Annotated in this window: 30 protein-coding genes; 19 read left to right on the forward strand and 11 right to left on the reverse strand. The window is 61.7% G+C overall.

Going from position 1 to position 26898, the window contains the following annotated elements; translation table 11 throughout:
- Positions 1-43: 43 nt before the first annotated feature.
- A complete protein-coding gene (locus VUN82_00365) occupies positions 44-97 on the forward strand; it encodes a hypothetical protein (GenBank protein ID XAS74794.1) in 54 nt (17 codons plus the stop codon).
- Between the two features lie 2 nt (positions 98-99).
- On the opposite strand, the gene VUN82_00370 is transcribed toward VUN82_00365, so the two are convergent.
- Positions 100-1098 carry an NAD(P)-dependent oxidoreductase gene (locus tag VUN82_00370; protein XAS72348.1) on the reverse strand — a complete coding sequence of 333 codons (999 nt, stop codon included), beginning with the start codon at positions 1096-1098 and terminating at the stop codon, positions 100-102.
- A gap of 2 nt (positions 1099-1100) precedes the next feature.
- On the opposite strand from VUN82_00370, the gene VUN82_00375 reads away from it, so the two are divergent.
- Positions 1101-1766, forward strand: a complete 666-nt coding sequence (locus VUN82_00375; GenBank protein ID XAS72349.1) for a ScbR family autoregulator-binding transcription factor — start codon at positions 1101-1103, stop codon at positions 1764-1766.
- Here the strand turns inward: VUN82_00375 and VUN82_00380 are convergent.
- Positions 1675-2670: a ScbA/BarX family gamma-butyrolactone biosynthesis protein gene (locus tag VUN82_00380; GenBank protein XAS72350.1), complete on the reverse strand. Its 996-nt coding sequence runs from the start codon at positions 2668-2670 to the stop codon at positions 1675-1677. The two genes, VUN82_00375 and VUN82_00380, sit on opposite strands and share 92 nt — an antisense overlap.
- Before the next feature lie 230 nt (positions 2671-2900).
- On the opposite strand from VUN82_00380, the gene VUN82_00385 reads away from it, so the two are divergent.
- The 9 genes from VUN82_00385 (at position 2901) to VUN82_00425 (ending at position 9394) form a co-directional block, all read left to right on the forward strand.
- Positions 2901-3176 carry an uberolysin/carnocyclin family circular bacteriocin gene (locus tag VUN82_00385; protein XAS72351.1) on the forward strand — a complete coding sequence of 92 codons (276 nt, stop codon included), beginning with the start codon at positions 2901-2903 and terminating at the stop codon, positions 3174-3176.
- Between the two features lie 22 nt (positions 3177-3198).
- Positions 3199-3768 (forward strand): hypothetical protein, encoded by a 570-nt coding sequence (locus VUN82_00390; GenBank protein XAS72352.1) that lies wholly within the window; start codon positions 3199-3201, stop codon positions 3766-3768.
- Positions 3765-4415, forward strand: coding sequence for a hypothetical protein (locus VUN82_00395; protein ID XAS72353.1), 651 nt, complete (start codon positions 3765-3767; stop codon positions 4413-4415). Before VUN82_00390 ends, VUN82_00395 begins: the two co-directional genes overlap by 4 nt.
- A 22-nt stretch (positions 4416-4437) precedes the next feature.
- The gene (locus VUN82_00400) at positions 4438-4794 is read left to right on the forward strand and encodes a hypothetical protein (protein XAS72354.1); all 357 of its coding nucleotides are present in this window, start codon (positions 4438-4440) and stop codon (positions 4792-4794) included.
- A gap of 3 nt (positions 4795-4797) precedes the next feature.
- Positions 4798-6333, forward strand: a complete 1536-nt coding sequence (locus VUN82_00405; GenBank protein XAS72355.1) for a hypothetical protein — start codon at positions 4798-4800, stop codon at positions 6331-6333.
- Positions 6300-6965: an ATP-binding cassette domain-containing protein gene (locus VUN82_00410; protein XAS72356.1), complete on the forward strand. Its 666-nt coding sequence runs from the start codon at positions 6300-6302 to the stop codon at positions 6963-6965. Before VUN82_00405 ends, VUN82_00410 begins: the two co-directional genes overlap by 34 nt.
- Positions 6962-7873 (forward strand): ATP-binding cassette domain-containing protein, encoded by a 912-nt coding sequence (locus VUN82_00415; protein ID XAS72357.1) that lies wholly within the window; start codon positions 6962-6964, stop codon positions 7871-7873. The genes VUN82_00410 and VUN82_00415 overlap by 4 nt, the downstream gene beginning before the upstream one ends.
- On the forward strand, positions 7870-8649 hold the full coding sequence (locus tag VUN82_00420) for an ABC transporter permease (GenBank protein ID XAS72358.1): 780 nt from the start codon (positions 7870-7872) through the stop codon (positions 8647-8649). Before VUN82_00415 ends, VUN82_00420 begins: the two co-directional genes overlap by 4 nt.
- A gap of 199 nt (positions 8650-8848) precedes the next feature.
- Complete coding sequence (locus VUN82_00425; GenBank protein XAS72359.1) at positions 8849-9394, forward strand: hypothetical protein; 546 nt, start codon at positions 8849-8851, stop codon at positions 9392-9394.
- Between the two features lie 294 nt (positions 9395-9688).
- On the opposite strand, the gene VUN82_00430 is transcribed toward VUN82_00425, so the two are convergent.
- The gene (locus tag VUN82_00430; protein ID XAS72360.1) at positions 9689-11044 is read right to left on the reverse strand and encodes a solute carrier family 23 protein; all 1356 of its coding nucleotides are present in this window, start codon (positions 11042-11044) and stop codon (positions 9689-9691) included.
- 245 nt (positions 11045-11289) lie between these two features.
- On the opposite strand from VUN82_00430, the gene VUN82_00435 reads away from it, so the two are divergent.
- Both VUN82_00435 and VUN82_00440 read left to right on the forward strand, forming a co-directional pair.
- Positions 11290-11895, forward strand: a complete 606-nt coding sequence (locus VUN82_00435; protein ID XAS72361.1) for a malonic semialdehyde reductase — start codon at positions 11290-11292, stop codon at positions 11893-11895.
- A 177-nt stretch (positions 11896-12072) separates the two neighbouring features.
- On the forward strand, positions 12073-12591 hold the full coding sequence (locus tag VUN82_00440; GenBank protein XAS72362.1) for a 2'-5' RNA ligase family protein: 519 nt from the start codon (positions 12073-12075) through the stop codon (positions 12589-12591).
- Between the two features lie 2 nt (positions 12592-12593).
- Here the strand turns inward: VUN82_00440 and pgm are convergent, their stop codons facing one another.
- A complete protein-coding gene (gene pgm, locus VUN82_00445; GenBank protein XAS72363.1) occupies positions 12594-14255 on the reverse strand; it encodes a phosphoglucomutase (alpha-D-glucose-1,6-bisphosphate-dependent) in 1662 nt (553 codons plus the stop codon).
- Between the two features lie 278 nt (positions 14256-14533).
- Here pgm and VUN82_00450 point away from each other — a divergent pair, with 278 nt between their 5' ends.
- Complete coding sequence (locus VUN82_00450; protein ID XAS72364.1) at positions 14534-15196, forward strand: DUF4190 domain-containing protein; 663 nt, start codon at positions 14534-14536, stop codon at positions 15194-15196.
- Positions 15197-15426: 230 nt separating this feature from the next.
- On the opposite strand, the gene VUN82_00455 is transcribed toward VUN82_00450, so the two are convergent.
- The 3 genes from VUN82_00455 to VUN82_00465 all read right to left on the reverse strand — a co-directional run bounded on the left by VUN82_00455 (position 15427) and on the right by VUN82_00465 (position 19156).
- Positions 15427-16926 (reverse strand): oligopeptide:H+ symporter, encoded by a 1500-nt coding sequence (locus tag VUN82_00455; protein XAS72365.1) that lies wholly within the window; start codon positions 16924-16926, stop codon positions 15427-15429.
- Between the two features lie 63 nt (positions 16927-16989).
- Positions 16990-18420 (reverse strand): amidase, encoded by a 1431-nt coding sequence (locus tag VUN82_00460; GenBank protein ID XAS72366.1) that lies wholly within the window; start codon positions 18418-18420, stop codon positions 16990-16992.
- Positions 18413-19156 carry a peptidase E gene (locus tag VUN82_00465; protein ID XAS72367.1) on the reverse strand — a complete coding sequence of 248 codons (744 nt, stop codon included), beginning with the start codon at positions 19154-19156 and terminating at the stop codon, positions 18413-18415. The genes VUN82_00460 and VUN82_00465 overlap by 8 nt, the downstream gene beginning before the upstream one ends.
- A gap of 141 nt (positions 19157-19297) precedes the next feature.
- On the opposite strand from VUN82_00465, the gene VUN82_00470 reads away from it, so the two are divergent.
- The 3 genes from VUN82_00470 (at position 19298) to VUN82_00480 (ending at position 20951) form a co-directional block, all read left to right on the forward strand.
- The gene (locus tag VUN82_00470) at positions 19298-19624 is read left to right on the forward strand and encodes a rhodanese-like domain-containing protein (GenBank protein ID XAS72368.1); all 327 of its coding nucleotides are present in this window, start codon (positions 19298-19300) and stop codon (positions 19622-19624) included.
- Between the two features lie 47 nt (positions 19625-19671).
- Complete coding sequence (gene pheA, locus VUN82_00475) at positions 19672-20601, forward strand: prephenate dehydratase (GenBank protein XAS72369.1); 930 nt, start codon at positions 19672-19674, stop codon at positions 20599-20601.
- Positions 20602-20720: 119 nt separating this feature from the next.
- The gene (locus tag VUN82_00480) at positions 20721-20951 is read left to right on the forward strand and encodes a hypothetical protein (GenBank protein ID XAS72370.1); all 231 of its coding nucleotides are present in this window, start codon (positions 20721-20723) and stop codon (positions 20949-20951) included.
- Here the strand turns inward: VUN82_00480 and VUN82_00485 are convergent.
- Positions 20948-22009, reverse strand: a complete 1062-nt coding sequence (locus VUN82_00485) for a diacylglycerol kinase family protein (protein XAS72371.1) — start codon at positions 22007-22009, stop codon at positions 20948-20950. The genes VUN82_00480 and VUN82_00485 overlap by 4 nt on opposite strands.
- A gap of 126 nt (positions 22010-22135) precedes the next feature.
- On the opposite strand from VUN82_00485, the gene serS reads away from it, so the two are divergent.
- Positions 22136-23416 carry a serine--tRNA ligase gene (serS, locus tag VUN82_00490; GenBank protein XAS72372.1) on the forward strand — a complete coding sequence of 427 codons (1281 nt, stop codon included), beginning with the start codon at positions 22136-22138 and terminating at the stop codon, positions 23414-23416.
- Between the two features lie 34 nt (positions 23417-23450).
- On the opposite strand, the gene VUN82_00495 is transcribed toward serS, so the two are convergent.
- Entirely contained in the window at positions 23451-24479 is a 1029-nt protein-coding gene (locus tag VUN82_00495) for a hypothetical protein (protein ID XAS72373.1), read from the reverse strand.
- Between the two features lie 237 nt (positions 24480-24716).
- Between VUN82_00495 and VUN82_00500 the strand changes: the two genes are divergently transcribed.
- Positions 24717-25562, forward strand: coding sequence for an HAD family hydrolase (locus VUN82_00500; protein XAS72374.1), 846 nt, complete (start codon positions 24717-24719; stop codon positions 25560-25562).
- A gap of 12 nt (positions 25563-25574) precedes the next feature.
- Here the strand turns inward: VUN82_00500 and VUN82_00505 are convergent, their stop codons facing one another.
- Entirely contained in the window at positions 25575-26024 is a 450-nt protein-coding gene (locus tag VUN82_00505) for an SRPBCC family protein (GenBank protein XAS72375.1), read from the reverse strand.
- 43 nt (positions 26025-26067) lie between these two features.
- On the reverse strand, positions 26068-26808 hold the full coding sequence (locus tag VUN82_00510) for a GAF and ANTAR domain-containing protein (protein XAS72376.1): 741 nt from the start codon (positions 26806-26808) through the stop codon (positions 26068-26070).
- Between the last annotated feature and the right edge of the window lie 90 nt (positions 26809-26898).

The following is a 26898-nucleotide window of genomic DNA, read 5'->3' on the forward strand; positions in this document are numbered from 1 at the left end:
TCGATGTGTTGAGGCTGGCGCCCCCTTTGAAGCACTCTGCGAAGTGCTTGAATGCCAGCCGGGGGACTTGTTGCGGTGGGAGGCTGAAGCCGCTTAGCTTCATCTGCCCAGCAGGTAGCCTCTGTACCAGCAGCTGGCTTCTTCCGTGAAGAGGAATGGTCCGGGTTCGGCTCCGGAGGCCGTCCATGCGGCGGACGTGTTGTAGTGATGGTGCTTGCCAAGCATGTGGACCTGGTGGGGTCGGTACCCTTCCTGCCTGAGCTGGCCGACGGCGTCGGTAACTGATGATGAGCCCTCGATGGCGAGGGGAACAATGTGCTGGTCGATGCTGGAGATGAGCCTGGAGAGTGTTACCGGTTCCGGGTGGGCGGCATGGAAGGCGCCGGATACAGGTGACGTAGTTGTGGCGAGACCTGCCACGATCGAGCCGAGGTGGTTCACGTCGATAATTGACAATTGCTGATCGCCGTCTTCGATCATGGTGCCCAAGGATTTGAGCATGCGGATAGTACCCGGGATGAACCAGCGGTCACCCACGCCGTACACAAGATTGGGGCGGACTGTTACTCCGCCAGCGGCAAGGACGGCTTGGTCGGCGGCCGCCCTGCTCTCGCTCACTGCTGACTCAGGGTGGTAAGGCAATTCCCACGGGTAGGCTTCCTGATGGGGGCCGGTACCGTAGACGGCAGTGGTGCTGACTTGAACGAGTCGGCCGATGCCCATGGCTTTGCAGGCGCGGATCACGGCCAGCGTGCCGTCGAAATTTGTCTGCCAGGCAAGAGCGGGATCCGAGCCTACGTAAGAGGCCGCATTGATGACAACATCCGCATTCCGGACTGCAGCCAGCAGCGATGCGGGCTCCTTCAGGTCTCCGCTTAGAATGATCATCCCGGAGGCGGACGGGATCGTGGCGGGGCCCCTTGCTAGTATCGAGACAAGAGTATCGGTACGTGCCTTGAGGGCCCGCAGGATGCGGCTCCCAATAAAGCCAGTTGCGCCGATCACCAGGACCCTTAAGGGGTTTGTGGGTTCAGCGCTGGCCGCAGGCAGGTTCTGTGGGGCCTCTTCCACCGCAATTTGACTAGAGCTGAGGTTCACAGTTGGTCCTTCAAAATCGTGCAAAAGCCACTCGTGAGGCGATAATTGCCGGTGCGGCGAAGGTCTTCGAGGAACATGGTTACGGGACCGCCAGTATTTCCCTTGTGGCTGAGGCAGCCCAGGTGACAAAGGGTGCCCTTTATTTCCATTTCAAGTCCAAGGACGATTTGGCGCGCGCAGTGCTGGAGGCGCAGCACGGCGTCGTGGTTAAAGCGGGGGAGGACATCCTTGCCGGGGGAGGTTCGTCGCTTTCCATGATGATCCGCTTGTGCGCGTCTTTCGGGTCGCAGCTGGCAACGGAGCCGGTTGTCAGGGCCGGCATCCGCCTGACGCTCGAAGCATCCGCTTTCGGCCAGCAGGTCCGCGACCCGTATGAGGATTGGACGGTCACTATGACCACCCTCGCGGAACAGGGAGTCCGGACAGGTGAACTTCGTGCTTCCTTGGATCCGGCCGCGTTGGGACACTACATCGTCGCTTCTTTCACAGGGGTCCAGTTGGTATCCAACGTCTTGACGGGCCGCGCGGACGTCATGCCCAGGATCCGGCAGATGTGGGAGATCCTGCTTCCGGGCATTATGCATGAAGATTCCACGGAAGATCCGGAAGCGCTTGCTGCACTTGTTTCAAAACCGCTGCGCCGACGTCGACAGGCCGCTTCCGTCTGAAGCAAGCAGTGGTTCGCATGAGGATTTTGCCTTCCGATTGGGCGCTGACCAGTGCGTGGATATCACCAGCGTCGTCAGTGAGTGACTCAATAACGATCTCCGTTTCCGCGTCCAGTTCGGCCACTGAAATAAAAGTGGACTGGAACCAGTCGAAATCCAGTGCCGGCTCCCCTGTTGCGAGGCGAAGAGCCTGCCGGACCGCTTCTATCAGCAGCACCCCGGGGACATGGTCCAGGGGATGGTCAAACAGAATGGGGTTGGAGAGATCTACGCGTAGCGGCCACCTAACGCCTCCTCCGTCGGAGCCCAGCACGACATTCCAGGAGGAGGCGTGCCCAACCAGGTCTGCAGCGACGGGTTCATGTGGCGAGGGCACTGCGCCAGGAACGCGGCCCTTCCTGTACCGGCCATAGACTGCCGGGTCCACGATCCTGGCGGACGCCTCGCCCGTGGCAATGAATAAGTCTCCTGCGTGGAAATCGGCCGTGATGTCGAAAGCCCCGGGACCCTGTTGGCTGGGCTTCACACCTGAAATTCGGGCATTGATCGTCACATCTGCTGGAACTGAGGGATCCAGCCGTGCGTCAGAGGAGAGCGCCAGTGCCATCCTGGGCATCAAGAACTGATGGCCGAGTGGTACGCCCAGCCCGGCATGTGCAATCAGGACTGTGAGCTGCCGCAGCGTTTCCACGATCATCGCTGAATCGGTGCTGCCATCACGTGCTCCATAGAAGACGTGCCACCGCGGCCACTGTGCGAACACCGTGAACTCTGTGTCCGAGCATCGTTCCAGGCCCAAGAGGAAAACCTCCGAGACGGCGCGTCGATGGACGAGCTCCCGCCCCACGCGGGCACTGATGACTGCTTCTGTCTCCGGATACGCAGCTGTGATCGTGTCTGTCATATTCCCCCCAATATGGCCGAACGCTTAGAAGCATACCGGTCGTACGTTTTATTTTGTCAACTCCATGGATTTGCGTCACTGACCGCTGAAGCGGTTCTTATTTCGCGCCTACCTGTACCGGCAGCTATAAAACCGGACGTCCGTCTTGTTTTAATCTGATTGAGTCTCTAGGCTCCTCGGTGGGGGCGGATCTGACCGGACCCGATAGGAACATGTCTAAGGAGAAAATCATGGAAACGACAACACGTGTGTCACGCCGGTCGATCGCCATCGCCGGTGCAGTGGGTGCTGCCGGCCTCGCACTGGCCAGCATTAGCGTGATGTACATCGCCGGTATGTTTGGTCTCTCCACGGCCTTCGCATCGCAGATCGTCACCGCCGTCGAGGTTGGTGGTATTGCCTTGGCCATCGTCATGGGTCTGCTCTCCGGCGGTATTGCCACCGCGGTAATCGCTACGGCACGTTGGGCAATTTCCGCTCTGGGCAAGAGGGCAGCCGTCGCTTAAGCGACAGCTCACGGAAATGAGTATGAGCGTCAGGAACAGTGAAAGACCCCTGCTTTATACCGTCATGGCACTGTCCCTGGCGCTCATGCTGGGCGGATTCTTCATCGGTTTCCAAACCAATCTGCCCGCTGGCCTCCTCCAGGGGCCCGCGTCCGGAACAGCAGGCGCACCATGGTGGTCGGTGTTTGGGCGGATCCTCCTGGTGAATCTGCCTGCCCTCTGCCTGGCCTTTTCCGGAGTGGTCACCGGCGGCATTTCCACATTGATTGCCTGGCCACTGACCTCAATCTATATCGGTGCCACCATGCGCACGGCAACGGCACAGCTTGGCCCGGGCGAGGTGATCGGGACCATTTGGGTGTACGCCCCGGCCGAATTCGCAGCATTGCTCATAGCGGCTGGGGCCGGGCTCATGCCCGCTGCAGCTGCTGCCCGCGCGGCCCTGTCTGATCACGGAAACCTCAGACCGATGCATCAGTACTTACATGCTGTTCCGGTGGCTTTGAAGACTTTTTGCGTGGCTGCCGTGATTCTGGTGGCCGCTGCTGCCATCGAATCAGCCCTCATTACCAGCAAAGGACTTGCCACGTGAGCACCGTCGACCAAGCCGGACGAGAAACCGGACAAGGAAGAGCCCGGGACCAGCCCCGGGGAGATCAGGCCTGGGACCATGGGGCCTCGGAGTATGAAGCCAACGACGATAAGGCTCCGCTGGCTCCCCGGCCCCGCCGCAGTACTTCGCCGCTGCTCTGGACGGGTGCTGTTGGCGCCCTGCTGGTGTTGCTGCTGCTCAGGAGCCAGCAGCTTCACAGCACCGTCGCGGCCAAGGTCGCGGAGACCGGTGCGGCAAAGGAACTGACCGATCCAGCGATGGCGGAGTTGTCGGTGAATATCGGCTTCTATCTCGGCGTGGTCATTTCAGGCGTCCTTGCTGCGGTGTACTTCTCGCTGGCTTCGGTAGCAGAGAGCACCTTCTTTCCGGGTTTCAGTAAGGGACGGGGCAGGTTCCGGGTGGGTGTTCTGGGGACCGTGGCCATTGTGTCCTTGCTCAGTGTCCAGCTAATGAGTTTGCTGTTGACCGTGGCGTCGCCGAAGGATCATTGGCTGACGTTCGCATACGTCGGGCTCGTGGGTTTGGGCGTCCCCTGGATGTTCCGGCAGCAGTGGAACACAACCCGGCGTCCTGCTGTGCTGTTCGCTGCTTCCTTGGCCATCGCGGCCGTTTCACTTGCACTCTAAAGACAGAAAAGGCTCAAGTCTCATGTACTCACCCTTTGTCCGCAAGATCGTCACCGGGCTCGCCCTGGCTGGTGTCCTGCTCTCCGGGGTCTTCGCACTCCTCGGTGTGCCTCCGAGCCCGGGCTTCGTATGGGTTTCCGCTGCCATCGGCGTGGCCAGCCTACTGGCGGCATTGGTGCTGCCCTTGAGCCCAAAGCGTGATACGGGACTGTTCGTCATGGCTGGAATCGCAGGAGGCGTGTTTTTCGGTGCCTCCGGGTTCGGGTTCCCCCAGAACATCCCGCTGTGGATCTGGGTAATCTGCTGCATCGGCGCCGCCACACTCGCCATCGTGACAGACGCGGACTCCGCCCAGAGCAAATCCGTGAACCGTCTCTAAGGGATGGGAAGCCAAACAGCAGCACTGAAGTTCGCCGGCGTCAGGATGCTCTCTGTCCTGGGCTGGCGTGTATCCATCAGGTCTTTGGCGACTCTGGGCATTGTGGCGTGGACTAGCCTGAGTTTGACCGTCCTTGCCTGCTCTTTGCTGGTGATGCGGCTGATCCACGACGCGCTCACCGCGGCGCCAACAATGAGCAGCGGGCACTCCGGACTCACAGCAGTAGTAATCCTGGCCCTTGCAGTATGCCTGTATTTGGCGCTCGGCTCTTGGGCGAGGGAAGGGCTCAGCTCGCGTCGCTTCGCTGTCCGTTTCAGCGCTAATCGTGGCCTCTACCGTGCTGCAGACGTGAGGATGGACCATGTTTTCCTCGCAGAAGCGGGACCGCGTGCCGCACTGCTCTTCGGCCCATCAGCTGCCGTATGCGGTGCAGCAATCATGGTCACGCATGAAGTTGGCGGCGACGTGCCATCGTGGTTCGGGGTTCTATGGGTTGCGCCCTTCCTTGTCGTCGGATCCTGGCTGGCAATCAGTGGCAGGCTTGCAGCCGTGGATCCTCCTCGAGCTACCCTTGCCAGGAGGATTGTCCTGGCTGGATTTGCTTGCCTTGCTGCCGGAATTCCAGGTGTTGCGATCGGAAGATTTGGAAGCAACTTGCTCGAATCGGGGCGGTTGCCTACCTTGGGCCTGCCTCCCGGTCCTGAGGCCGGGACGTCCGGCTTGGAGCTGGGGTTATGGGCCGTCCCCGTCACTTTGGGACTCGCAGCCCTGTGTTTTGGGTCCGCAACACACAGCCTGCGCTCCATGAGGAGGAACCCGTTCCCGGTCACGGCGGAAGTGTCCGGAACCACCGCGCAGCCTTCGGCAAGTATCTCGAACCCGGTCCGGCTTTTCGGCAGGTTTCTGGCAGTGAACATCATGAAGGACAAATCCTTTTCCGTGCTGTTCGGAATTGCGCTGTGCCTGCTGCTGCTTGCCTCCACAGTGCTTGGTCTGCGCATTGGCGGGCTCGGGCCCGAATACTTTGAGGCTGTGCCCGGCATAGCTGCGGTGGCTTCACTGATCGTCTTTATGGTCACACTGTTCGGTTCCGAACTCATTTCAAAGGCCAACAACCCCGCCGGGCTGCTCCCGCAGTTGCGCTACGCCTGGGAATCAGGCGTCTCGGCTGGCTCACTTGCCTCCGCCGTCATCCTCACCCAATCCTTGCCGCTGTTGATTCTCGCAGCGCCTTCAGTCGGGCTGATCGCCTGGGCATTGACCGGCGAATTTCCCGCTGCCGTGGTCTCGATTCCTTGGGCCATCGCGATGGCTGGGATCATCGGCAACACTGCCAGCCGTGTCCGGGTAACCCAGGCTGACGGTTCCATGGAGACCTCGTTGGCTGCCGCGTTCATCGCCGTGGTTCTGGCCATTCCCGTCGTTGCCCTGTGCCTGCCCGGCGCTCTCTTTCCTTCCATCGCCGCAGGCGTTTATGCGGCACTACTTACAGGAGGTGCCCACCAGTGCCTGAAGCACAGAATCCTTTCCCGACGATAGCCCTGGATCAGGTCTTCGCCGGTTACACACCGGAACGGCCGGTCTTTGAGGATGCCTCGTTCACACTCACCGGTCCCGCCCTGGTCCACGTGAAGGGAAGCAACGGTTCCGGAAAATCGACGCTCGTGGAACTCGTCAGCGGTTACCTCAGGCCGTGGCAAGGGAAGGTAATCGTGTCGGGGCTCAGTGCCTCTGATCCCAACAGCCGGGACAAACGGAGGATATGCCGCTCGGAACCGTCATTGTTCGCGCCCATGACAGCCAAAGACCACATTCGCTTTGCCTGCATTGCCCGGGATAGCGATCCAGGGCCGGAACTGGACCGCGCCATCCGCCTGGGCATGGGCGAATGGCTGGACGAGAACGCGGGAAACCTCTCCACCGGCAACACCCGCAAGCTCTGGTATTTGATGAACACGGTGGGAAATTTCGATACGGTCATGCTGGATGAACCTTTCAACGGCGTGGACGCTCATGGCGCCCATGCAATGGCTGCCGAAATACGTTCCTGGGTCAAAACCAAACTCGTTGTGATCATCACCCACTCCCTGCAGGATCTACTTCCCGAGGCCAAGTCTGTCTCGCTCGAGGAGCTTGTCAGCGGCCATCGCGGTGCAGGAGCCCGCAAGTGAAAACGATCGTTGATGGCGTCGGTGCCCGCTACGGTGACAAGCAGGTCCTGGACAGCATCTCCTTTACGCTGAATTCCGGTGAAATCGTAGGACTCGTCGGCCCTAACGGACACGGGAAGACCACCCTGATGAAGCGGATGCTAGACCTGATGCCAGGCACAGGCAAAGCAACTTTCGACGGCACGCCCTACGGGCGTTTACCCGCGCCGCAACGGAGCGTCGGAGCGCTCCTTGGCGCGGAGGCGTTTCATCCGCACCGCACTGCCCTGAACCATCTGCGGATGATTGGCGCTCCCGCGGGGATAACACACCGCCAGGCGCAAAAGGCTTTGACCAGAGTCGGGCTCGGAGACCATGCCAAAGCGTGCCCGTCGTCGTATTCGATGGGTATGAAGCAGCGCCTCGCGCTCGCTGCTGCCCTGATGTGCGGATCCGAACTGCTGATACTGGACGAACCCACAAATGGTTTGGACATGGATGGGGTCATCTGGTTCAGAGCTACCCTGCGCTCGCTTGCAGCCGAAGGACGGAGCATTCTGTTGTCCACGCACATTCTGGACGAACTCGAAAAAGTCGCGGACAGAGTCTTGATCCTCCATACGGGAAAGCTGCGGGCCGACTGCCGCATGGACGAAGTCCGCACGCTGACCCTAAAACCCGCAGTCGTGACCACGGTTGAACGTGCCCCTGCCCTTGCCATGATCCTCAGGGAGGCACATGGAGCGACCGTTACTGAAGCGGGAGACACCTTGACGATCGTTGGCCTAAGTGCGTCCGACGTCGGCGCCTTGGCCCACAGCCTCGGCCACGCCATATTCGAGCTGGGGACTACCAAACCCACTCTGGAGGACAGTTACGCTTCCATCGTGGGCGTGGGTACCCATCCTCTTCCGGAGCGGGCAGCATGAAGGCCGCCATGCGTTACGAATGGGTCCGGTTGACCACCACCAAGGGATTCCTGGTCCTCAGCGCAATGGCGTTCGCGGGCGCCGTCGTCGTCAGCTGGGCCATGACCATGATGATGGTTGCAGCCGCCCCGGAGATGACTGATGCGGCGGCTATCGAGGCAGCAGCAGTCGCTGCGACCCGTACCCCATTTCTTCTCCTGGCCGCGGGGCTTCTCGGGGCCTTCTCCTTCGCGCAGGAAAAGCGCCACGGCACGCTCATTCACGCACTCCTGGCCGTTCCAAACAGGAGAACCCTCTACACGGCCAAGATCTGCATCACAATGCTGATTACCACCCTATGGGCTGTGGTGACGGTACCTATCGCAGTGGCAGTATCCAATCTCGTTCTGAACACAGGCCACCCTTTCCAGAGTGACCCTCGGGTCCTGCTCGGGTTCGTTGCCCTGGCCAACCTGTGGGCGTTGACCGGAATCGCGGCCGGCATACTGCTGTCCAGAACAGGAGCCATCATCTTCCTTATCGCTGGCTCAACAATGATCGAACCGCTCCTTGGACAGTTGCTGGCCCGGATCGACATCCTCGGAACATCAGGGGCGGCATACCTTCCGTTTACCGCCGGTGCCGCGCTGATCAGCTTCGAGGAGCCAGGGTTCGCGGCCGTCCTCGCCGAAACTGCCCCACGGCTTCCGGCCTTGGCAGGCGCAGTGGTGTTCCTCGCCTACATCATGGCGGCCCAGGCATTCGCGTTCAGGCGTGTCCTCAGGGCTCCGCACTAGGAGAGTGCTGAATAAGCCGGCTGGAGGCGCTGGGAGAGTGCTGAATAAGCCGGCTGGAGGCGCTGGCGGAACGCCACGAATCGGTCCCAACTACGCGCGGGCCGCCGTCATTGAGCGGCAGTCGCGGCAATAAATGGCAATCAAACACCAAATCCGTGCTGTTCTGCCAAAAGTATAGCCAAAAGGCTATACTTTTGGCATGACCAAGGTCAGTGAGCTACGCGAGATCGCAATGGACAAGGGTGGTTTCATCGTTGCCCGTGACGCGGCCGATGTTGGAATGGACCCGAGGGAACTTCCTCAGATGGCCTACAAGGGGAGGCTGGTCCACGAGCTCCACGGCATCTATCGCTTTCCCGATCTTCCTACGGACGACACTACCGAGCTTAGATTGGCTCTCATCTGGGCGGGTCCGGAGGCCGCTCTGGACAGCGAGACAGTATTGGCATTTCTTGAGCTCTGTGATGTTAATCCACGGGCCGTTCACGTAGTGGTCCCTCCGGGCGTTCGAGTCCGTAAGCAGGGCAAACCAATATTCCAGCTTCGTAAAGGCCGCGTCACTATCGATTACTACCAAGGTTTACCGATAACAAGCGTCTCGCAGGCCATAAAGCGTGCCGCGGAGAGCGGGATGCGTCTCGACCTTGCGCGGCAAGCCGTCGACACAGCGGCGCGGCGTGAGCTTCTGACAACGAGCGCAGCGGGACAGTTGATGGCCGATCTGAACGAGAAGGGGCGACGATGAAATACGAAGACCTGGCCGCGAAGAAGAAGCCATCCACGACTGCAACTTCGCTGAAGGCGGGAATCCGTAACGACAATACGGAAGAGCCCGAACAGACGACTATGTGGACCGTCTGTGGCAGTGTCTTAGTAGCCGCCCTTCAACGCTCGAAGGGTGAAGACGGACACCCGAAGATCCGGCTAAAGGGTGGAGCCTACCTAGAGTGGTCGACGCATCCGAACTCCAGGTCGACGAAGGACACTGATACCTTCTACATGGAGAGTGAGGCAGTTGGAGACAGGCAACTCCTTCGGGCTACTTCCCCTTCTTCCCGCCCCGCTTAGCCGCCGCGTTCATCGCCGACTTCACCGCTGGCGGGAGTCCCGCCGTCTCGGTTTCCGGCTCAGCGACGGTCCCGCGCCAGCGAGCCAGTCCCTTCATACCGTGGTAAATCACCAGCGCGGCGGCAGACCCCAAAGCAATGCCGGTGAACTTCAGCTCGCCAATGGTCCATGTGTAATCAGCGATACCGATGATCAGGGCAACAGCAGCCGTGGTCAGGTTGATCGGGTTGGAGAAGTTGACCTTGTTCTGCACCCAGATCTTCACGCCCAGCACACCGATCATGCCGTACAGCATGGTCGCCGCGCCGCCGAGGACGCCGGGCGGTACAGTTGCGATCAGTTCGCCGAATTTCGGCGAGAAGCTCAGCAGGATGGCGAAGATACCGGCCACCCAGTAGGCCGCCGTCGAGTAGACCTTGGTAGCGGCCATGACGCCAATGTTTTCCGCGTACGTCGTGGTACCGGAACCGCCGCCGAAGCCGGCAAGTACGGTCGCGACACCATCGGCCATCAGCGCGCGTCCGGAGACGCCGTCGAGGTTTTGACCGGTCATCGCGGCCACCGACTTCACGTGCCCCACATTTTCAGCGACCAGCACCAGCACCACCGGCACGAACAGCCCCACAACTCCGATGTGGAACTCGGGCGTTTGGAACAGCGGCAGGCCCACCCAGGAGGCGGCGTCCATCTTTTCGTAGTTGACCTCGCCGCGCATCATCGCCACGAGATAGCCCACCACAACGCCCACCAGAATGCTCAGCCGCCCCAGGATTCCGCGGAACAGGACGCTGACCAGGATGATCGTGACCAGGGTGACCAGGGCGGTGACCGGAGCGAGGTCGAAGTTGTTCTTCGCGGCCGGGGCCAGGTTGAGGCCGATCAGCGCGACAATCGCGCCCGTGACGATCGGCGGCATGAGCCGGTTGATCCATTCAGCGCCAAACTTCTGGACCACGGCACCAACAAGGGCCAGCACGACGCCGGCAAGCACCACGCCGCCCAAAGCGCCGCTAACGCCGTACTGCTGCTGGGACGCCAGAATCGGAGCGATGAACGCGAAGCTCGAACCCAGGTAGCTGGGCACGCGGCCCTTGGTGATGACGAGGAAAAGCAGCGTGCCGATGCCCGAGAAGAGCAAGGTGGTGGCGGGCGGCATGCCGGTGATGATGGGGACCAGGAACGTCGCGCCGAACATGGCGACGACGTGCTGCATGCCGATGCCGATAGTGAGGGGCCAAGCCAGCCGCTCGTCGGGCGAGACCACGTGGCCCGGGCGGATCGACTTCCCGTTGCCGTGGAGCTTCCATTTGGTGCCGAGCATGCTCATGGCGGGCCTTCCTCAGAAGAATGTTGGGATTCGCTGCAACATTACCGCCATTCTGGGGCCCGTTCTACGCGCCTCGCGCGTCGTTTGGCGCACAAAACGGGCCTCGCAACGGAGATCCCGCAGGAGGACTGTGCCGAACGTCACGGTCCGTCATGGGAAGAGGACATGTGAAGTTGAAGTTGCAACCATGGAAAGCAGAAGCGCCTGGCCATCCCGAAGGCCCGGGCACAGCGAAAGGTTCACGAATGACGATCGCCCACGAAGAAGCAGTCATTGACGCCGCAGCAGTCGACGCCATTTTTGCCGAAGCCCGTACAGCCAACAGCTTCGCCGGTGAGGTCACCGACGAGCAAGCCCGCGCCATCTACGAGCTCACCAAGTTCGGCCCCACCGCCTTCAACTCCCAGCCGCTTCGCGTGACCTACGTCCGCTCGGAGGAGGCCCGCGCCAAGCTGGTTGACGCGCTCTCCAAGGGCAACCAGGCCAAGACTGCCTCTGCTCCGCTGGTCGCCATCCTGTCTTACGACACCGACTGGCACGGCCAGTGGGACAAGTTCCTCCCCGCCTACGGCGCACCCAAGGCAATGTACGACGCCGACCCCGCCTTCGCCGCAACCACGGGCAACAACAACGCCCACCTGCAGGCCGGCTACTTCATTCTGGCTGTACGCTCGCTCGGCTTCGCTGCCGGCCCGATGACCGGCGCTGACTTCGCCGCAATCGACGCCGAATTCTTCCCGGCGGCGGACCAGAAGAGCTTCCTCATCGTCAACATCGGCCAGCCCGGCCCGGACGCCTGGGGCGAAGCCAAGCCGAAGTTCGCTTACGAAGAGGTTGTCCGCACCGTCTAGTCTTTCCTGCTGTTCCGCCGATGCTCTCGTACGTGATGTGCGAGAGCATCGGCGTTTAAGGGCCAGGATGTGAGAGAAGATCCGGGGGTTTGGATGTTCTCTCACATCCTGCGGCTATTTCGGCATCCCTCTCGCGGATCCCGTCAGTTCTGACTCGCTGAGTGGCAAACTATGCCTATGCGGAACCTCATCTGGGTGGCATTTACAGAGCCCGTTCGGCCAGGGCTGGTATTTCCGCGCAGCGACTGGCCCCTTCACATCACGTTGTTAAGGTTCGACGTCGGAACTGACCTCAGTGCCGACGTCGCCGATGTCCTCGCGGACCTGGCCGAAGCGCCGGTCCAGGGAGCCCTCGGCACGCAACTGACCATTGGCGATGAAGCGGGCTTCGGCCACATGGGGTCGATTCCCGTGAGCCTGGTGGAACAAAACCCGTTGCTCCAAGGCCTGCACGAGGAACTCTTCGACGCCGTGGTCAGCGTGGGCGGGCGCATTGCGACACCCAACTACGTCCTCGAACGCTATCGACCCCACATCTCCCACCACGACGGCAAGCGCCCAAAGCCGGGAGACGTCGTCGTGCTTGATCAGGTGGCGCTGGTGGACATGGCGCCGGAAGGCAACCACACCATCCGGCGCATCCTCAGGCTCTGGACGCAGGATGCGGCAGAGGCTGCGGATACGCAAACCGCCTGAACCTAAGCGATAACCCCATCCACCAAAGCCTTGGCTTCCTCCTGCACCTTGGCCAGGTGCTCGGCACCCTTGAAGGACTCGGCGTAGATCTTGTAAACGTCCTCGGTGCCGGAAGGGCGGGCCGCGAACCAGGCGTTCTCGGTGACAACCTTCAGGCCGCCGATCGAAGCACCGTTGCCGGGGGCTTCCGTGAGCTTGGCCGTGATGTCTTCGCCCGCCAATGAAGTAGCCGTGACGTCCGCGGCGGAGAGCTTGCCCAGCTTGGCCTTCTGCTCGCGGGAAGCCGCGGCATCGATTCGGGCGTAGACGGGCGCGCCGAACTGGTCCGTGAGTCCCTTGTACAACTGCGACGGGGATTTACCCGTGACAGCCGTGATTTCCGAGGCCAACAGGGCCAAGAGGATGCCGTCCTTGTCCGTGGTCCAGACGCTGCCGTCGCGCTTGTTAAAGGAGGCGCCTGCCGATTCCTCGCCACCGAAAGCACCCTCGCCGGACAGCAGGCCAGGCACGAACCACTTGAAGCCAACCGGAACCTCGACCAGCTTGCGGCCGAGGCCTGCAGCGACGCGGTCGATGATCGAGGACGAAACCAGCGTCTTGCCCACCACAGACGCGGGATTCCAGCCACTGCGGTTGCGGTACAAGTAGTCGATCGCGACGGCGAGGTAATGGTTCGGGTTCATGAGTCCACCATCCGGCGTGACGATGCCGTGGCGGTCGGCGTCGGCGTCGTTACCCGTGGCGACGTCGTAGGCGGCGGTACGGTCCGCGCCCAGAGACATGCGCTTGATGAGCGAGGCCATAGCCGACGGCGAGGAGCAGTCCATGCGGATCTTCTCGTCCCAGTCCAGCGTCATGAAAGCCCACTGCGGGTCGACGGTGGGGTTCACGACGGTCAGGTTGAGCTGGTGGCGCTCACCGATCTCGCCCCAGTAGTCAACGGAAGCGCCGCCCATGGGATCGGCGCCGATGCGGACACCGGCGTTGCGGATCGCGTCCAGATCCAGGACGGAAGGGAGATCGTCAACGTAGCTGCTGAGGAAGTCGAACTTTCCAGTGGTGTCAGCATTCAAAGCATCGTTCAACGGAATGCGCTTGACGCCCCGGAGGCCGTTCTCAAGAAGCTGGTTGGCGCGTTCGGCGATCCAACCCGTGGCGTCGGTGTCGGCCGGTCCGCCGTGCGGGGGGTTGTACTTGAAGCCACCGTCGCCAGGCGGGTTGTGGCTGGGCGTGACAACAATGCCGTCAGCCTGGGGTGTCCCCGGCGCAGCTTCGCGGTTGTACTTGAGGATGGCGTGGCTCAGTGCAGGTGTAGGGGTGTAGCCGTGGCGCGCATCCACGAGTACTGTGACGCCGTTGGCCGCGAGGACCTCCAGCGCGGAGTTCTGCGCGGGCTCGCTCAGGGCGTGGGTGTCGCGTCCGATGAACAGCGGCCCGGTGATGCCCTGACGGCCGCGGTATTCAACGATTGCCTGCGTGATCGCGAGGATGTGCGGCTCGTTAAACGACGACTTCAGGCTGGATCCGCGGTGGCCCGACGTTCCAAACGCCACGCGTTGCGCGGGATCGCCCAAATCCGGGGTGACGTCGAAGTACGCGTCCAGCAGGGCTGTGATGTCAACAAGGTCTTGGGGAAGGGCAACTGTGCCCGCTCGGCTAGCCATGTCGTCCAGCATGCCAGACCACCACGCCCCCTGACAGGAAATGTCCCGGGATCCGGCCCCTGTGACGCAGAATGGCGGCGATGTGGCGGCGGATGAGTCAAAGATTTACCTCGCGTTTACGAGCGGCGGCTTTAGTGGGAGGATTCCGCCCTGTCGCCAGCCCTGACACCGTGTGACGCCTGCCCTGGCACTGCGCGGAACCGGAAAAGCGCGTTGCCTTATGCGGCGCACCCGGCGGCGGTAGGGTGGGAAACAAAGACTTAGCGAGGGGGATTCCCATGTCAGATCAACCATCCAAGGGCAACGAGGACAAACCGGCGGGCTACGAACCGCCGCAGTACATCCCGCCCGCCGAATTCAGCCCGCCGGAGCAGAGCTCAGAGACGCAGCCGCTTCCGCCGTACGACCAAGGCGCATACACGCAGAACGCCCAAGGCAAGGACGATTTCTACACTCAGCCGCTCCCGCCCACGAGCCAGAGCCAGAGCAGTGCTGGCCAGAGCAGTGCCAGCCAGGGCCCGTACACACCCGGTGATTACAGCCAGCCGAGTCCCTCTCCCTACGGGCAGCCGCCGAGCCCTTATAGCCAGAGCCAGTACAACCAGGGCCAGTTCAACCAGGCCCCGTACCAGCAGCAGCCCTACGGCCAGCAGAACCCGTACGGCCAGCCCGCGTATTACGCCATGCCCACGCAGCCCAAGGGCCTAAGCATTGCGAGCATGTGCTGCGGCATTGCCACTTTCATTGGCTTCGGGTTCTTCATCCTGCCGCAGATAGCAGCCGTGATCCTGGGCCACCTTGCCCTCAACCGCGAGCCCGCCAGCAAGGGCATGGCGATTGCCGGCCTGATCATGGGATACGTGGGCGTGGCGATCACGGTGGTCGTCTTGATCTTCTTCTTCGCGGCGATCGGGGCCTCGAGCGGCAGGTACAACTACTAACGCGTACGACGGCGACCCTTACGCCAGGTGGGAATCCCACAGAACGTAAGGGTCGCCGTCGTTATTTAGCAGGGCGGGTCGGTCACCTGGCGTGAGCGACGCCCGAATTCCTAAGCGACACCCGAATGTGTGAGCGACGCAGCAACGGACCAGCGCTGCCTGGATGTAGGCGGCGCTGGTCCGTTTGCGTGTCGTCAGGCGGCGTTGGTCCGGCGGAGGCCGAAAACAAGCTACCGAACCCCGCCCATCAGCTTCTTGATGGCCGGTGATCCAGTAGCGAGGGCCACAGCCAACACCACAGCCACGCCGCCAATGCCCAGGAAGTACGGGAGTTCGTCGTCGGGGTTGTAAAGGCCGGCAAGGATGCCTGCCAAAGTGGTGCCCAGGGAGACGGACAGGAAGAACAGCGCCACCATCTGGGTATGGAAAGCCTGCGGGGCGAGCTTGGTGCTCACGGACAGGCCAATGGGGGAGAGGAAGAGCTCCGCCAGCGTGAACAGGAACAGGATTCCCACCAGTGCCAGCAGCGGGGTCTTGCCCTCGCCGGCCAGAGGGATGAAGCAGAGGAAAGCGACGCCCATGATGAGCAGACCCGCCGAGAATTTCAGCGGGGAGCTCGGCTGCTTGGAACCCAGCTTGGTCCACAGGGCAGCCATGACGCCGGCGAAGATGATGATGAACACCGGGTTGATGGACTGGACCCATGCTGCGGGCATTTCCCAGCCGAACAGGTTGCGGTCCAGTTTCTCCTCGGAGTACACGGCAATGAACGTGAACTGCTGCTGGAAGAGTGCCCAGAATGCGGCCGATGCGATGTACAGCGGGATGAAGGCAACTACGCGTTTACGCTCCACACCGCTAACGAGCGGGCTGCGGAAGATCAGGAAAAGGTAGATCACCGAGGCGCCGATGGCGGCATAAGCCATGCTGCGTGCCAGGTTGTCGGCGTTAACGGTGCCCGTGCCGAGCAGTACGCCGATCACGATCAGGATGCCGAGGAAGATCAGCCCGTACCGGGTGCGGTCAGCAGCCGGCAGCGGGTTGGGAACGCGGTGCGCTTCGGCGGGGAGCTTGTTGCGGGCCAGTGAGTAGATGAGAAGGCCGATCGCCATGCCCACTGCCGCTGCGCCGAAGCCCCAGTGGAAGCCGTTGCTCTCCTGCAGCCAGCCGGTGACCAGCGGGCCGATGAGTCCGCCGATGTTGATACCCATGTAGAAGATGGAGAAACCGGCGTCGCGGCGTTCGTCCTTCTCCCCGTACAGGCTGCCGACCAGCGCCGTCGCGTTGGCTTTCAGGCCGCCGGATCCGATACCCACCAGCACCAGGCCTGCGATCAGTCCGGGAATGCCGGGCAGGAGGGCCAATGCGATGTGGCCGGCCATGATCATGAGGGCTGAGCCGAAGAGGACCTTTTCGGAACCGAAGATACGGTCAGCAAGCCAGGCGCCGAGGATGGTGGACAGGTAAACGCCGCCACCATATGCGCCCACCAAGCCGGCGGCGAGGCCCTTGTCTATGGACAGCCCGCCTTGGTCGGCGGTGAAGTACATGTAGTAAAGCAGGATGCCCTGCATGCCGTAGAAGGAGAATCGCTCCCACATCTCCACGGAGAAGAGGCTGGCCAGCATCTTTGGGTGGCCGAAAAATGACGTATCGCCCGATGGTTTTTGGGGCGTAGCCGTGGTTAGAGGTGTGCTCATTTCCTCCATGCTGGCATTGACTGCGGGCATTGTCACATCGAAAGGTGCCCATGGCAACCACTTTCCATATGGTAGACAACCGCACAATCCCGCTTACTGAAAGGCCTCCAGAACGGCCGCGAGCTGGAGAAGCTGCAGCTCAGAGCCCTGTTTCCCGATCACCTGAATGCCCATCGGCAGGCCACTTGCTGTCACATGGACGGGGATGCTGATCGCCGGCAATCCGCACACGTTGACCATGGAAGACCATGGCGCGTACTCGCACTGTCTTCTGTAGTCCTCGTCCGCATCACCGGCCCATTCGCTGGGCCACGGCTCGCTGCTGTGGCCGCCGCCCGTGAACCAGCCGATCGGGCGCGGTGTCTGCGCCAGCGTGGGCATAAGGATGACGTCCCACTCCGCGTATTGCGCGATCGTGTCGTGCTCGAACTGCCGGAGGAAACTCAGGGCTTCATTGACCTTCAACGCGCTGCGCTGCTGCGCACGACGACGGAACGTCCGGGTGAGCGGGGTCAGGAGCGCCTCGCGCTGGGGTGCGATTCGCGCACTGCCGACGCCGGCAGTCCAAGCTGCGGTGAACGCCTCGGGGTAGCGGTTGTCGTAGCGGATCTCCGCTTCCGCAACACGGTGCCCTGCCTCCTCAAGCAGCTTGATCCCCCGCGCCAGGGCGTCCAATGCTTCCTGTTCCACCTCGAAAGGGAAAACGCCGGCCCACGGGCTATCCAGGCTCACGCCTACATTGAGCGGCGTTGGGGCGTGGTCAACGTTGGCGAGATAACCGCCGTCGGGCGCTTGTTCGCGGGGGACCAGCGCATCCATCAGCAGGGCAGCGTCCGCGGCCGTACGCGCCAGCGGTCCGGCGACCACCAATTTAGCTGCATCGCCCGCGCTCGCTCCGGACGGCACCAGGCCGCGCCCGGGCTTGAGTCCCACCAGTCCACAGGCACCGGCCGGAATCCGGATGGAACCGCCGCCGTCGGTCCCGGGAGCGAACGGAACCATGCCCGCTGCCACGGCCGCAGCGCTTCCGCCCGACGACCCGCCTGAACTTCGGCTTAAGGAATGGGGATTGCGCGACGGCGGTGCGATGCGGTTTTCGCTGTACGCGGTGAGTCCGAACTCCGGAACTTGCGTCTTGCCCAGCGAGATGCCGCCCTGGCCTTTCAAAGTGGCAGCGAGGGCGCCATCCTCGGGCGCAGGTTTGTGCTCCAACGCGGCACTGCCGTGCGTAGTGGGAATGCCGGCCACGTCAGTGAGGTCTTTAAAGGCCAGGGGCACGCCATGCAGCAGCGGCAACTCGGAAAGGCGGCCCTCGCGGCGCAGTTTCGCATGGAGATTATCTGCCCTGCTGGCGTCGGCCATCGCTTGCTCTGCGGTAACAGTAATGAAGGCACCCAAGTGCCTGTTGCGTGCCTCGATGACGGACAGGAAATGGGTGGTCGCCTCCCTCGCCGACAGCTCGCCGGATGCGAGGAAATCGCGAAGCTCCACAGCGGTGAGGGCTTCCGGGGAAAGATCAACCAAGGAAACGAGACTCCAACCGTTCCTCCACAGCGATGGCGTCCACACTCTCGCCAGCACCTGCAGTAACCCGGAATGCAGCCTTGTTCTTGACTTCGGACACCACTTCCACAAGTTCGGTGCCCCGGTAAACCAGCCCCACGCCGTCGTCGGTGCAATGCGCCTCGCCCAGCGTGCCGTTGGCCACGAGCTTGTGGATGGCAGGAGCGCGGCGGGGCTCGGAATCGTAGTGGACGCCGTTGGCGTAAGGAAGGAAGCCAAGCGCGTTGGTCACCGGCTGCAATTCAGGCCCGAAGGAGTCCGTCACGCCGCTCTTGAACCAACAAATGGAACCCGCGGAAACTCCGGCCAGGACCACCCCGCTTTCCCAAGCCTTCCGCAAAATTCCATCCAGGCCGTGTGCCCGCCACACGGCAAGCAGGTTGACCACCGAACCACCGTGGACCCACACCACGTCCTGCTGCAGAAGATGCGCTTCGGGGTCCTCGATATTGGGCATGGTGAAGAGGTTCAGATGAGCGAAATCAAACCCGGCGATGCGGGCCGCCTGATCCATCTCAGCCGCCCACCAGCGTTGGTCACCTGATGCCGTACCAATGTGGGTCACGCGCGGTGCGCGGCCGTTTACCCCCGACAACTCGACGGCGTAGTGCATGAGGTGGTCGAACTCGATGCGGGTCCGGCTGCCTGGCTTGTAACCGCCGGATGTTGCGAGGATGGTGGGTTGGCCAGCCGCCATGGTCCTGCTCCTAACAGCCGATTCAAGGGAGTCCTTGCGTCCCAGTCTTAGTGCCGTAACCGCGGCGCGCAAGCGACGTCCCGCTTCGCGGCCGCTGCGACTAGGCTGGATGATGACCTGAATCGATGGGAAGGAACCGCCATGAGCGACTTCGAAACCGTACCTGTGGGCGATATTCCGGCTGATGCCAGCATCCTGGACGTTCGTGAGGACTATGAATGGGTTGCCGGACACGTTGAAGGTGCACGGCATATCCCCATGGACCAACTGCCAAACCGCCTGGATGAACTGGATCCGGACGACGACCTTTTCGTCATCTGCCGTACCGGTGGCCGTTCGTTCCGCGTCGTCCAGTGGCTCGTGGGACAAGGCTACTCAGCAGTGAACGTAGCCGGGGGGATGGATATGTGGTTCGAAGCCGGCAGGCCGATGGTGTCGGACAACGGCCTCAAGCCAGTGGTTCTCTAACCTCCGGCTCAGCCTTTCCCACGCATATAACCAGCAAGGAATACTCCATGTCAGCACCGACCTACACGTTCCTGGGCCCTGAGGGAACGTTCACTGAGACCGCCCTCATGCAGGTCCCCGGCGCCGCTGATGCCTTCCGCATTCCTTGCACCAACGTGAACACGGCGCTCGAACGGGTGCGCAATGGCGAGGCCGACGCCGCCATGGTTCCCATCGAAAACTCGGTGGAGGGTGGCGTGACCGCGACGTTGGACGCCATTGCCACGGGGCCCGAACTCCGGATCATCCGTGAGGCGCTCGTTCCTATTACCTTCGTGCTCGTGGCGAGGCCCGGCGTCGTGCTTTCGAGTATTAAGCGCATTTCCACCCATGGCCACGCGTGGGCTCAATGCCGCCTGTGGGTGGATGAAAACATTCCGAACGCGGACTATGTCCCCGGTTCTTCTACCGCCGCATCAGCCATGGGCCTCCTTGAGGGAGATGCGCACTACGACGCCGCTATTTGCGCGCCGCTGATCGCGTCTGAGCAACCCGGACTCAACGTTCTGGCCGAAAACATTGGCGACAACCCGGACGCAGTCACCCGCTTTATCCTGGTGAGCCGGCCGGGTACCTTGCCTGAACGCACGGGTGCCGACAAGACCACCGTTGTTGTCCCGCTGCCGGAGGACCACCCAGGTGCGCTCATGGAGATCCTTGACCAGTTCGCTTCGCGAGGGGTCAACCTGAGCCGTATCGAATCACGTCCCACCGGCCAGTACCTGGGTCACTACTTCTTCAGCATCGATGCCGACGGTCATGCGTCTGATTCCCGCGTTGCTGATGCCCTGGCGGGTCTGCACAGGATCAGCCCGGCAACCCGTTTCCTGGGCTCATATGCTCGTGCCGATAAGCAAGCTGCGGTGGTTGCCCCACATACTTCGGACGCCGCCTTTGCCTCCGCTCATGCGTGGGTCCAATCGATTCTGAAGGGCTAGGTTGCGCTGGGTCTGGCGCTAAATAATTGAACCTTCAACCCCTTTCGCGGTGATGCAAGTGTGCGTATGCTTGCCTGATCCATAAACGATGGATGAATGCCCAAAAGAAGGGAGCGGTCATGTCTGTCCACCGAGATGACAAAGACGGCCAGGGCATGATCGTCAATCCCAAGCCCTCCGGCGAGAACAAGGACGACTGGGACGGCGACGAAGCTGACCGCGCGGATCGACTCCGTTTTGAAGAAGAACAAGCGATGATCCGTGAGCAGGCCGAGGCCCGGGCTGCCGCGAAGGCGGCGGCCGAAGCAGCCGCAGCAAATGCGGCCCAACCCGAGAAGGGCGCAGTCTAGAGGGTTTGAGCCTTCGGTACCCGCACCAACAGCGAACCCGGCTGGACCTGAACGGTGACCTCCGTGGCCTCGCCCGCGGGGTCGCCGTCGAGTTGGGTCGCCATAGGTTCCTGGCTGCGAATGGTGACCTTGCCGGAGCGATAGAAATTCATCACCGGCAGATTCCGCTTGTGCTTGAACAGGATCTTTGCGTACATGGCAATCCATCCGAAGGCACTGCGGGGGCTGATGACGACGATGTCCAGCATGCCGTCGTCGATCATGGCTTCCGGAATGAAATCAATACCTCCCGGAATGAGGCCACAGTTGGCGAAAAGCACGCTGCGGATTTTCCGGGCCTGTTCCGGCTGGTCATCCATGGTGATGGTGACTCGCTTGCGGCGGCCGGGCAGATGCCGGACCCCAGCCTCGGTGTAGGCCAGCCAACCCACGGTTTTCTTCAGGTCTTCCTTGGTATCGCCAACAACCTCGGCATCCAGGCCCATGCCGGCGATCACCAGGAACGTGTGGGTGGATGATTCTCCCGTGATGTCGTTGTCTATGGCCATGCTGGCGGTGTCGATAAAACGCTGATGGCCAAAGAGGGCGATCTGGATGCAGTCGGCGATGTCGTTGACGTCCAGTTCGACATTTCGAGCCAGAAGGTTGCCGGTACCCAGCGGAATGAGGCCCATCGCCACGCCCTTATGCGCCAGCGACTCAGCCACGACACGCACTGTGCCGTCGCCGCCGCACGCAAGAACGACGTCGGCCCCGTACTCCAGCGCTTGGCGCGACTGCCCGTAACCGGGGTCCTCCAGGGTGGTCTCGAAGAACTGGGGGCTGTCCCAACCGGCGAGCTCGCAGGCGTCGATGATTGCTTGGCGGGCCTCGATCGACTTGTTTTTCACCGGGTTGAGGATCACCGCAACCTTCTGATGCCCAGGCTCCGGCTTGTGCGTGTCCTCCCGAACCGCGCTCCTGATGTGACGGGCTCTCAACCGGCGCACACCCCACCAACTGGAGACGGCAAACGCCACGCCCCCAGCGAGAATCACGTACAGGATCCAGTCGCTCATGGTGCTCCAACACTATCGCCCTGCGTAGTCCTGATTTCACTGCGTTATTTCACTGCGTTCTTTTCGGCGCTTGCACGGCTCTGGGTCCGCACGGGAAATCAGCGGCCCATTCGATACTCTTGTCTGGTGATCGACGTAAAAGACCTCAGCGAAAATCCGGACAAGTTCCGTGCCAGCCAGCGCGCCCGTGGCGCCGACGAGTCCGTTGTGGACGCGATCATCTCCGCAGACTCCGATCGCCGCGCAGCGCTGATCCGCCACGAAACCCTCCGTGCCGAGCAGAACGCCTTCGGCAAGAGGGTTGCCCAGGCAAAGGGTGAGGAAAAGCAGGCTCTGCTGGCCGAGGTCAAGGAACTGGCCAACTCGGTGAAGGCTGCTTCCGCTGAAGCCGCTGCTGCCCAGGCCAAACAGGAAGAGTTGCTCCGCGGCATCCCCAACCTGATCGTGGATGGTGTTCCTGAGGGCGGCGAGGACGATTACGTTGTGGTCAAGACCGTGGGTACCCCGCGCGAATTCACGGATTTCGAGCCGAAGGACCATTTGGAAATCGGCGAACTGATCGGCGCGATCGACATGGAACGCGGCGCCAAGGTTTCCGGTGCGCGCTTCTACTTCCTTCGCGGTGTTGGCGCCCGGTTGGAAATGGCCCTTCTGCAGATGGCCATGGACCAGGCGATCGAGGCCGGCTTCGTCCCCATGATTACCCCTACTTTGGTGCGTCCCGAGACCATGCAGGGCACCGGTTTTGATGTAAAGCACGACGCCGAGATCTACCGTCTCGCTGAAGACGACCTTTACCTTGTGGGAACCTCCGAGGTGGCCCTCGCGGGCTACCACGCAGACGAGATCCTGGACCTCTCGGCCGGCCCCATTCGCTACGCCGGCCAGAGCTCCTGCTACCGCCGCGAGGCCGGTTCGCACGGCAAGGACACCCGGGGCATCATTCGCGTGCACCAGTTCAACAAGGTGGAGATGTTCATCTACACCACGGTTGAAGAAGCAGCCGCGGAGCACGAACGTCTGCTCGCCTGGGAAGAGGAAATGCTGGCCAAGTGCGAGCTTCCCTACCGCGTGATCGACACGGCTGCAGGTGACCTCGGCATGTCCGCGGCCCGCAAGTTCGACTGCGAAGCCTGGGTTCCTACGCAGAACGCCTACCGCGAGCTCACGTCCACCTCCAACTGCACCACGTTCCAGGCCCGCCGCCTCAACATCCGCGAACGCGTGATCAACGAGGAAGGCGTTGCCAAGGGCACTCGCGCCGTCGCAACCCTGAACGGCACCCTGGCCACCACCCGCTGGATCGTTGCCCTGCTGGAGCACCACCAGAACCCGGACGGCTCGGTCAACGTTCCCAAGGCGCTGCAGAAGTACATTGGCGGGCTTGAGGTTCTGCCGGTCCTGTAGTTCTCTCCGCGGAAGACCCCGCCCAACGGACCATTCACCCTCGCGCGCGCCGGTGAATGGTCCGTAGGGCGGGGTTTCTTGTCCTGGAAAGTCCGGCTGCTTCGAGCTTTGCAAGCAGCTTCTCCGGCCTGATGGCCGTGGCCCAGTCCCAGCGCACTACGTGGAAGCCCATGGCACGGAGTCGGTCCTCGCGTTTCTTCTCCTTGGGCACGGTTTCACGTGCAGTCCCCCCATTGAGGTATTCGTCATTGAGGTACTTTGCATCTCCGTCGAACTCGCCAATAATCTTGAGTTCCCGCCAGTAGAAGTCCGTCCGGGCAACGAATCCCAAGGCGTCATGGAATTCGGCCTGAAGCTCGGGGGCTGGAAAACCAAGTAGATGCATCTGCGCACGGCTCAGGGACTCGCCAGCTGATCCCGAGCGAGCGTCGGCGAAGTCAAGGACTGAGCTGACCCAGAGTCTCTTGGCGGCGGATGCCAGGCTCTCTCCTGCAAGATGCAGGTTTTCAACGCTGGCGGCCGAAGCTCCGAACCTTTTTTGGCTGATGGCGTGATCCGCTAGAACCACCGCCCGTGCGAAGGGAAGCCGGGCCATTACGTCAGCCGCTGTTGAATTAAGGTCCGTAACGGTCAGCCCGTTCAGGTGTACTGGACTCTCTTGATAGGCATGGCGATAGATGCCGTAACTCCGGGTGCGCTCCAGTCCTGTGCTGCCAGACTTCGTGCCTCCGGAGGCCTGAGTAGTCGGTCGCTTGGAACCCGCGTGGCTGGATGACGAATTGGCCAAATGGATGTGCGCCGGGATTCCGACAACCTGCATCCCCCAGAGTACGGCCGCCGTCTCGTAGCAAAAGTGTGCAGAAGGTAGTTCCAGAGCGACTGCCCTGATGGTCGCGGAGTAGCGTTCCCAAGGCTGTAGGGACATCCACCGGCTCTTGTCCATATAGACTCCCTTGCGCACTCTGACCAGCTCACCCTTCGTAAATCGCCTGCTGAGCGAACGAATATCTTCCGTGTTGGCTCTCTGTTGCGTGAACACCAGGAACTCGGGTGTTTCTTTCATGGAAACAACTTTCGATGGCGGAGGGAGCCGGCGGGTACGACAGGTGGGGCTATGTGGAAAAGCTCATCGCGTTTCACCCACCAGCGGACAATTCACCTCCGCGCGCGAAGGTGAATTGTCCGGTGGAGGGTGTCTGGTGCGGGCGGGGGGTGAGGGGCGGAGTGTTCACGCGGCGTTAATCCGGTGCTGTGTCCTCGGTCCTAGTGCGGTGTCAGAGGTGTCTGCTCTACTGGAACCATGACTATTTTGACTGACACTCCAGTTGCTGGCATCGATGACCAGCCAAATGACAACAACAAACTCATGATCGCATTGGACGTTGACGGTACGCTCGTGGACCACGACGGCCACATGTCTCCCGGGGTTAGGGCGGCTGCACAAGAGGTGGTGGCAAGCGGGCACGACGTCATGATCGCCACCGGCCGGTCGCTGAATGCCACCCTGCCCATCATCGAGCAAATCGGCTTGGAACGTGGCTATGCGGTGTGCTGCAACGGCGGCGTGACGCTCCGGCTGGATCCCACCCTTGAATCCGGCTACGAGATCATCCACAAGGCAACCTTCGATCCCGCTCCGGCGCTGAAGGCCCTGCGCGAACGCCTGCCCAACGCGAAGTACGCGCTGGAGGATGAAGACGGGAACTTCCTCTCCACGGAGCGTTTCCAGGACGCCAGCTTCGGCGTCGAGGCAATCGGCGTGGACTTCCAGACCATGCTGGAGGCCACGGCGGTACGCGTGGTGGTCTTCAGCAGCGACAACACCTCGGACGACTTCAACCACGCCATCCGTCACATCGGCCTTTCCGGCGTGACGTACTCGGTGGGCTGGACGGCATGGCTGGACATTGCCGCGGAGGGCGTCACCAAGGCCAGCGCGCTTGAGGCCTTGCGGCAGAGGATCGGCACGGAGCAGGCCAACACGGTGGCGGTGGGCGATGGCCGCAACGACATCGAGATGCTCACATGGGCAGGCAGGGGAGTGGCGATGGGCCAGGCTCCCGAGGAAGTAATCGCCGTTGCGGATGAGGTCACCGCGTCAGTATTCGACGACGGCGCCGCCCTGGTTCTGCGCAGCCTGCTGTAGCAGCCGGACCCCTTAGTCCACCCGCCCGCGCCAGGCACCGGTTTCGCGGCCGCGGTCCTCGATGAAGTCCTTGAATTTGTCCAGGTCCGCGGCCACCTGCATCTCGTCGGCGGAGAGCGCGGCGCCGGCCTTCTCCACGAATCCTTCAGGCTCCCATTCCAGGGTCACGTTGACGCCGCAGTGCTCGGGTCCGAGGTTGTCGAAGCGGACTGTGCCGGCGTTGCGGGGTGCGTCGATGCTTTCCCACGCAATGACGGTATCCGGAACTTGTTGGGTAATGCGGGCATCATATTCGCGCCGGACTCCGCCGACCTTGGTTGAGAAGTGGAGTGTTGAATCGTTGATCTGGCGGACGTTTTCCACGCCGCTCATGAACTCGGGAAACTTTTCGAACTGGGTCCACTGGTTGTAGGCGACCGAAACCGGTACCTCTACCTCGATGGCTTTCGTGACGGTTTGCATGAGAGACACCTCGATTTGGATTGTTGTGGTTTAGGTGAGGGCTTTAAGTGAAATGGGTCTGGACGGGGCCACCGCCGGCTGAGTCGACGATTGCCTGTGCAACGTCCCGGAGCTTGACGTTGCGGTTACTTGAGGCCTTTTTGATGAGCTCAACGGCTTCAGCCTGGCTGCACCTGTTTTGGGCGATGATGATGCCTGTGGCAACGTCGATGACCGTCCGGGATGCCATGGCCGCACGAAGGTTGGCGGCGGTCTGGCTGTGCTGTGCAATCAGCACTGCCAGTTGAAGGCCCTTGGATGCCTGCTGCACATAATCAGTGGCGCGTTGAACGGCGGCCTGGTCAAAGCCGTTGGGGCGTTCGGAGTAGAGGTTCAAGCCTGCCCGTGCGGTGTCATCCGTGAGCGGGAAAGGCACAGCGAGGACAGAATGAACACCATTCGCCAGAGCCAGATCGTTGTACTCAGGCCACGTGTTGTCTTTGTCAAAGTCCGGAATATGAACTTGGGTGCCTACCCGGCAGCAATGGATGCAGGGACCGTCGGCGAACTGGTACTGGAGTTCGTCCAGCATCTGCGCTCGTTCGCTGCTGCTGGCCACTGTGGCCGTGGCCCGATGCCGAAGCATGGTGATTCCGCAAAAGACTTCATTGTCAGGTTTGGTGAACATCGCCGCTGAGTGGCGTGCGAGTTCGGTCAGGAAGGCCTCCACGTCGGGTGTATCCAGAAGCAGGTCCTGGATTTCCGCAGCTACGAGATGCGGTTCGGTGAGTTGTTGGTTTTCCACGTGGATCTCCGATCCTGGACGAGGCTACTCTTCGAGCGTAGTCCTGAATACCCGTTGAAAGCTAATAGTAAGTGTGCTTCTCTTTTTAAG

This window comes from Micrococcaceae bacterium Sec5.1, assembly GCA_039636795.1.
Lineage (GTDB): Bacteria > Actinomycetota > Actinomycetes > Actinomycetales > Micrococcaceae > Arthrobacter.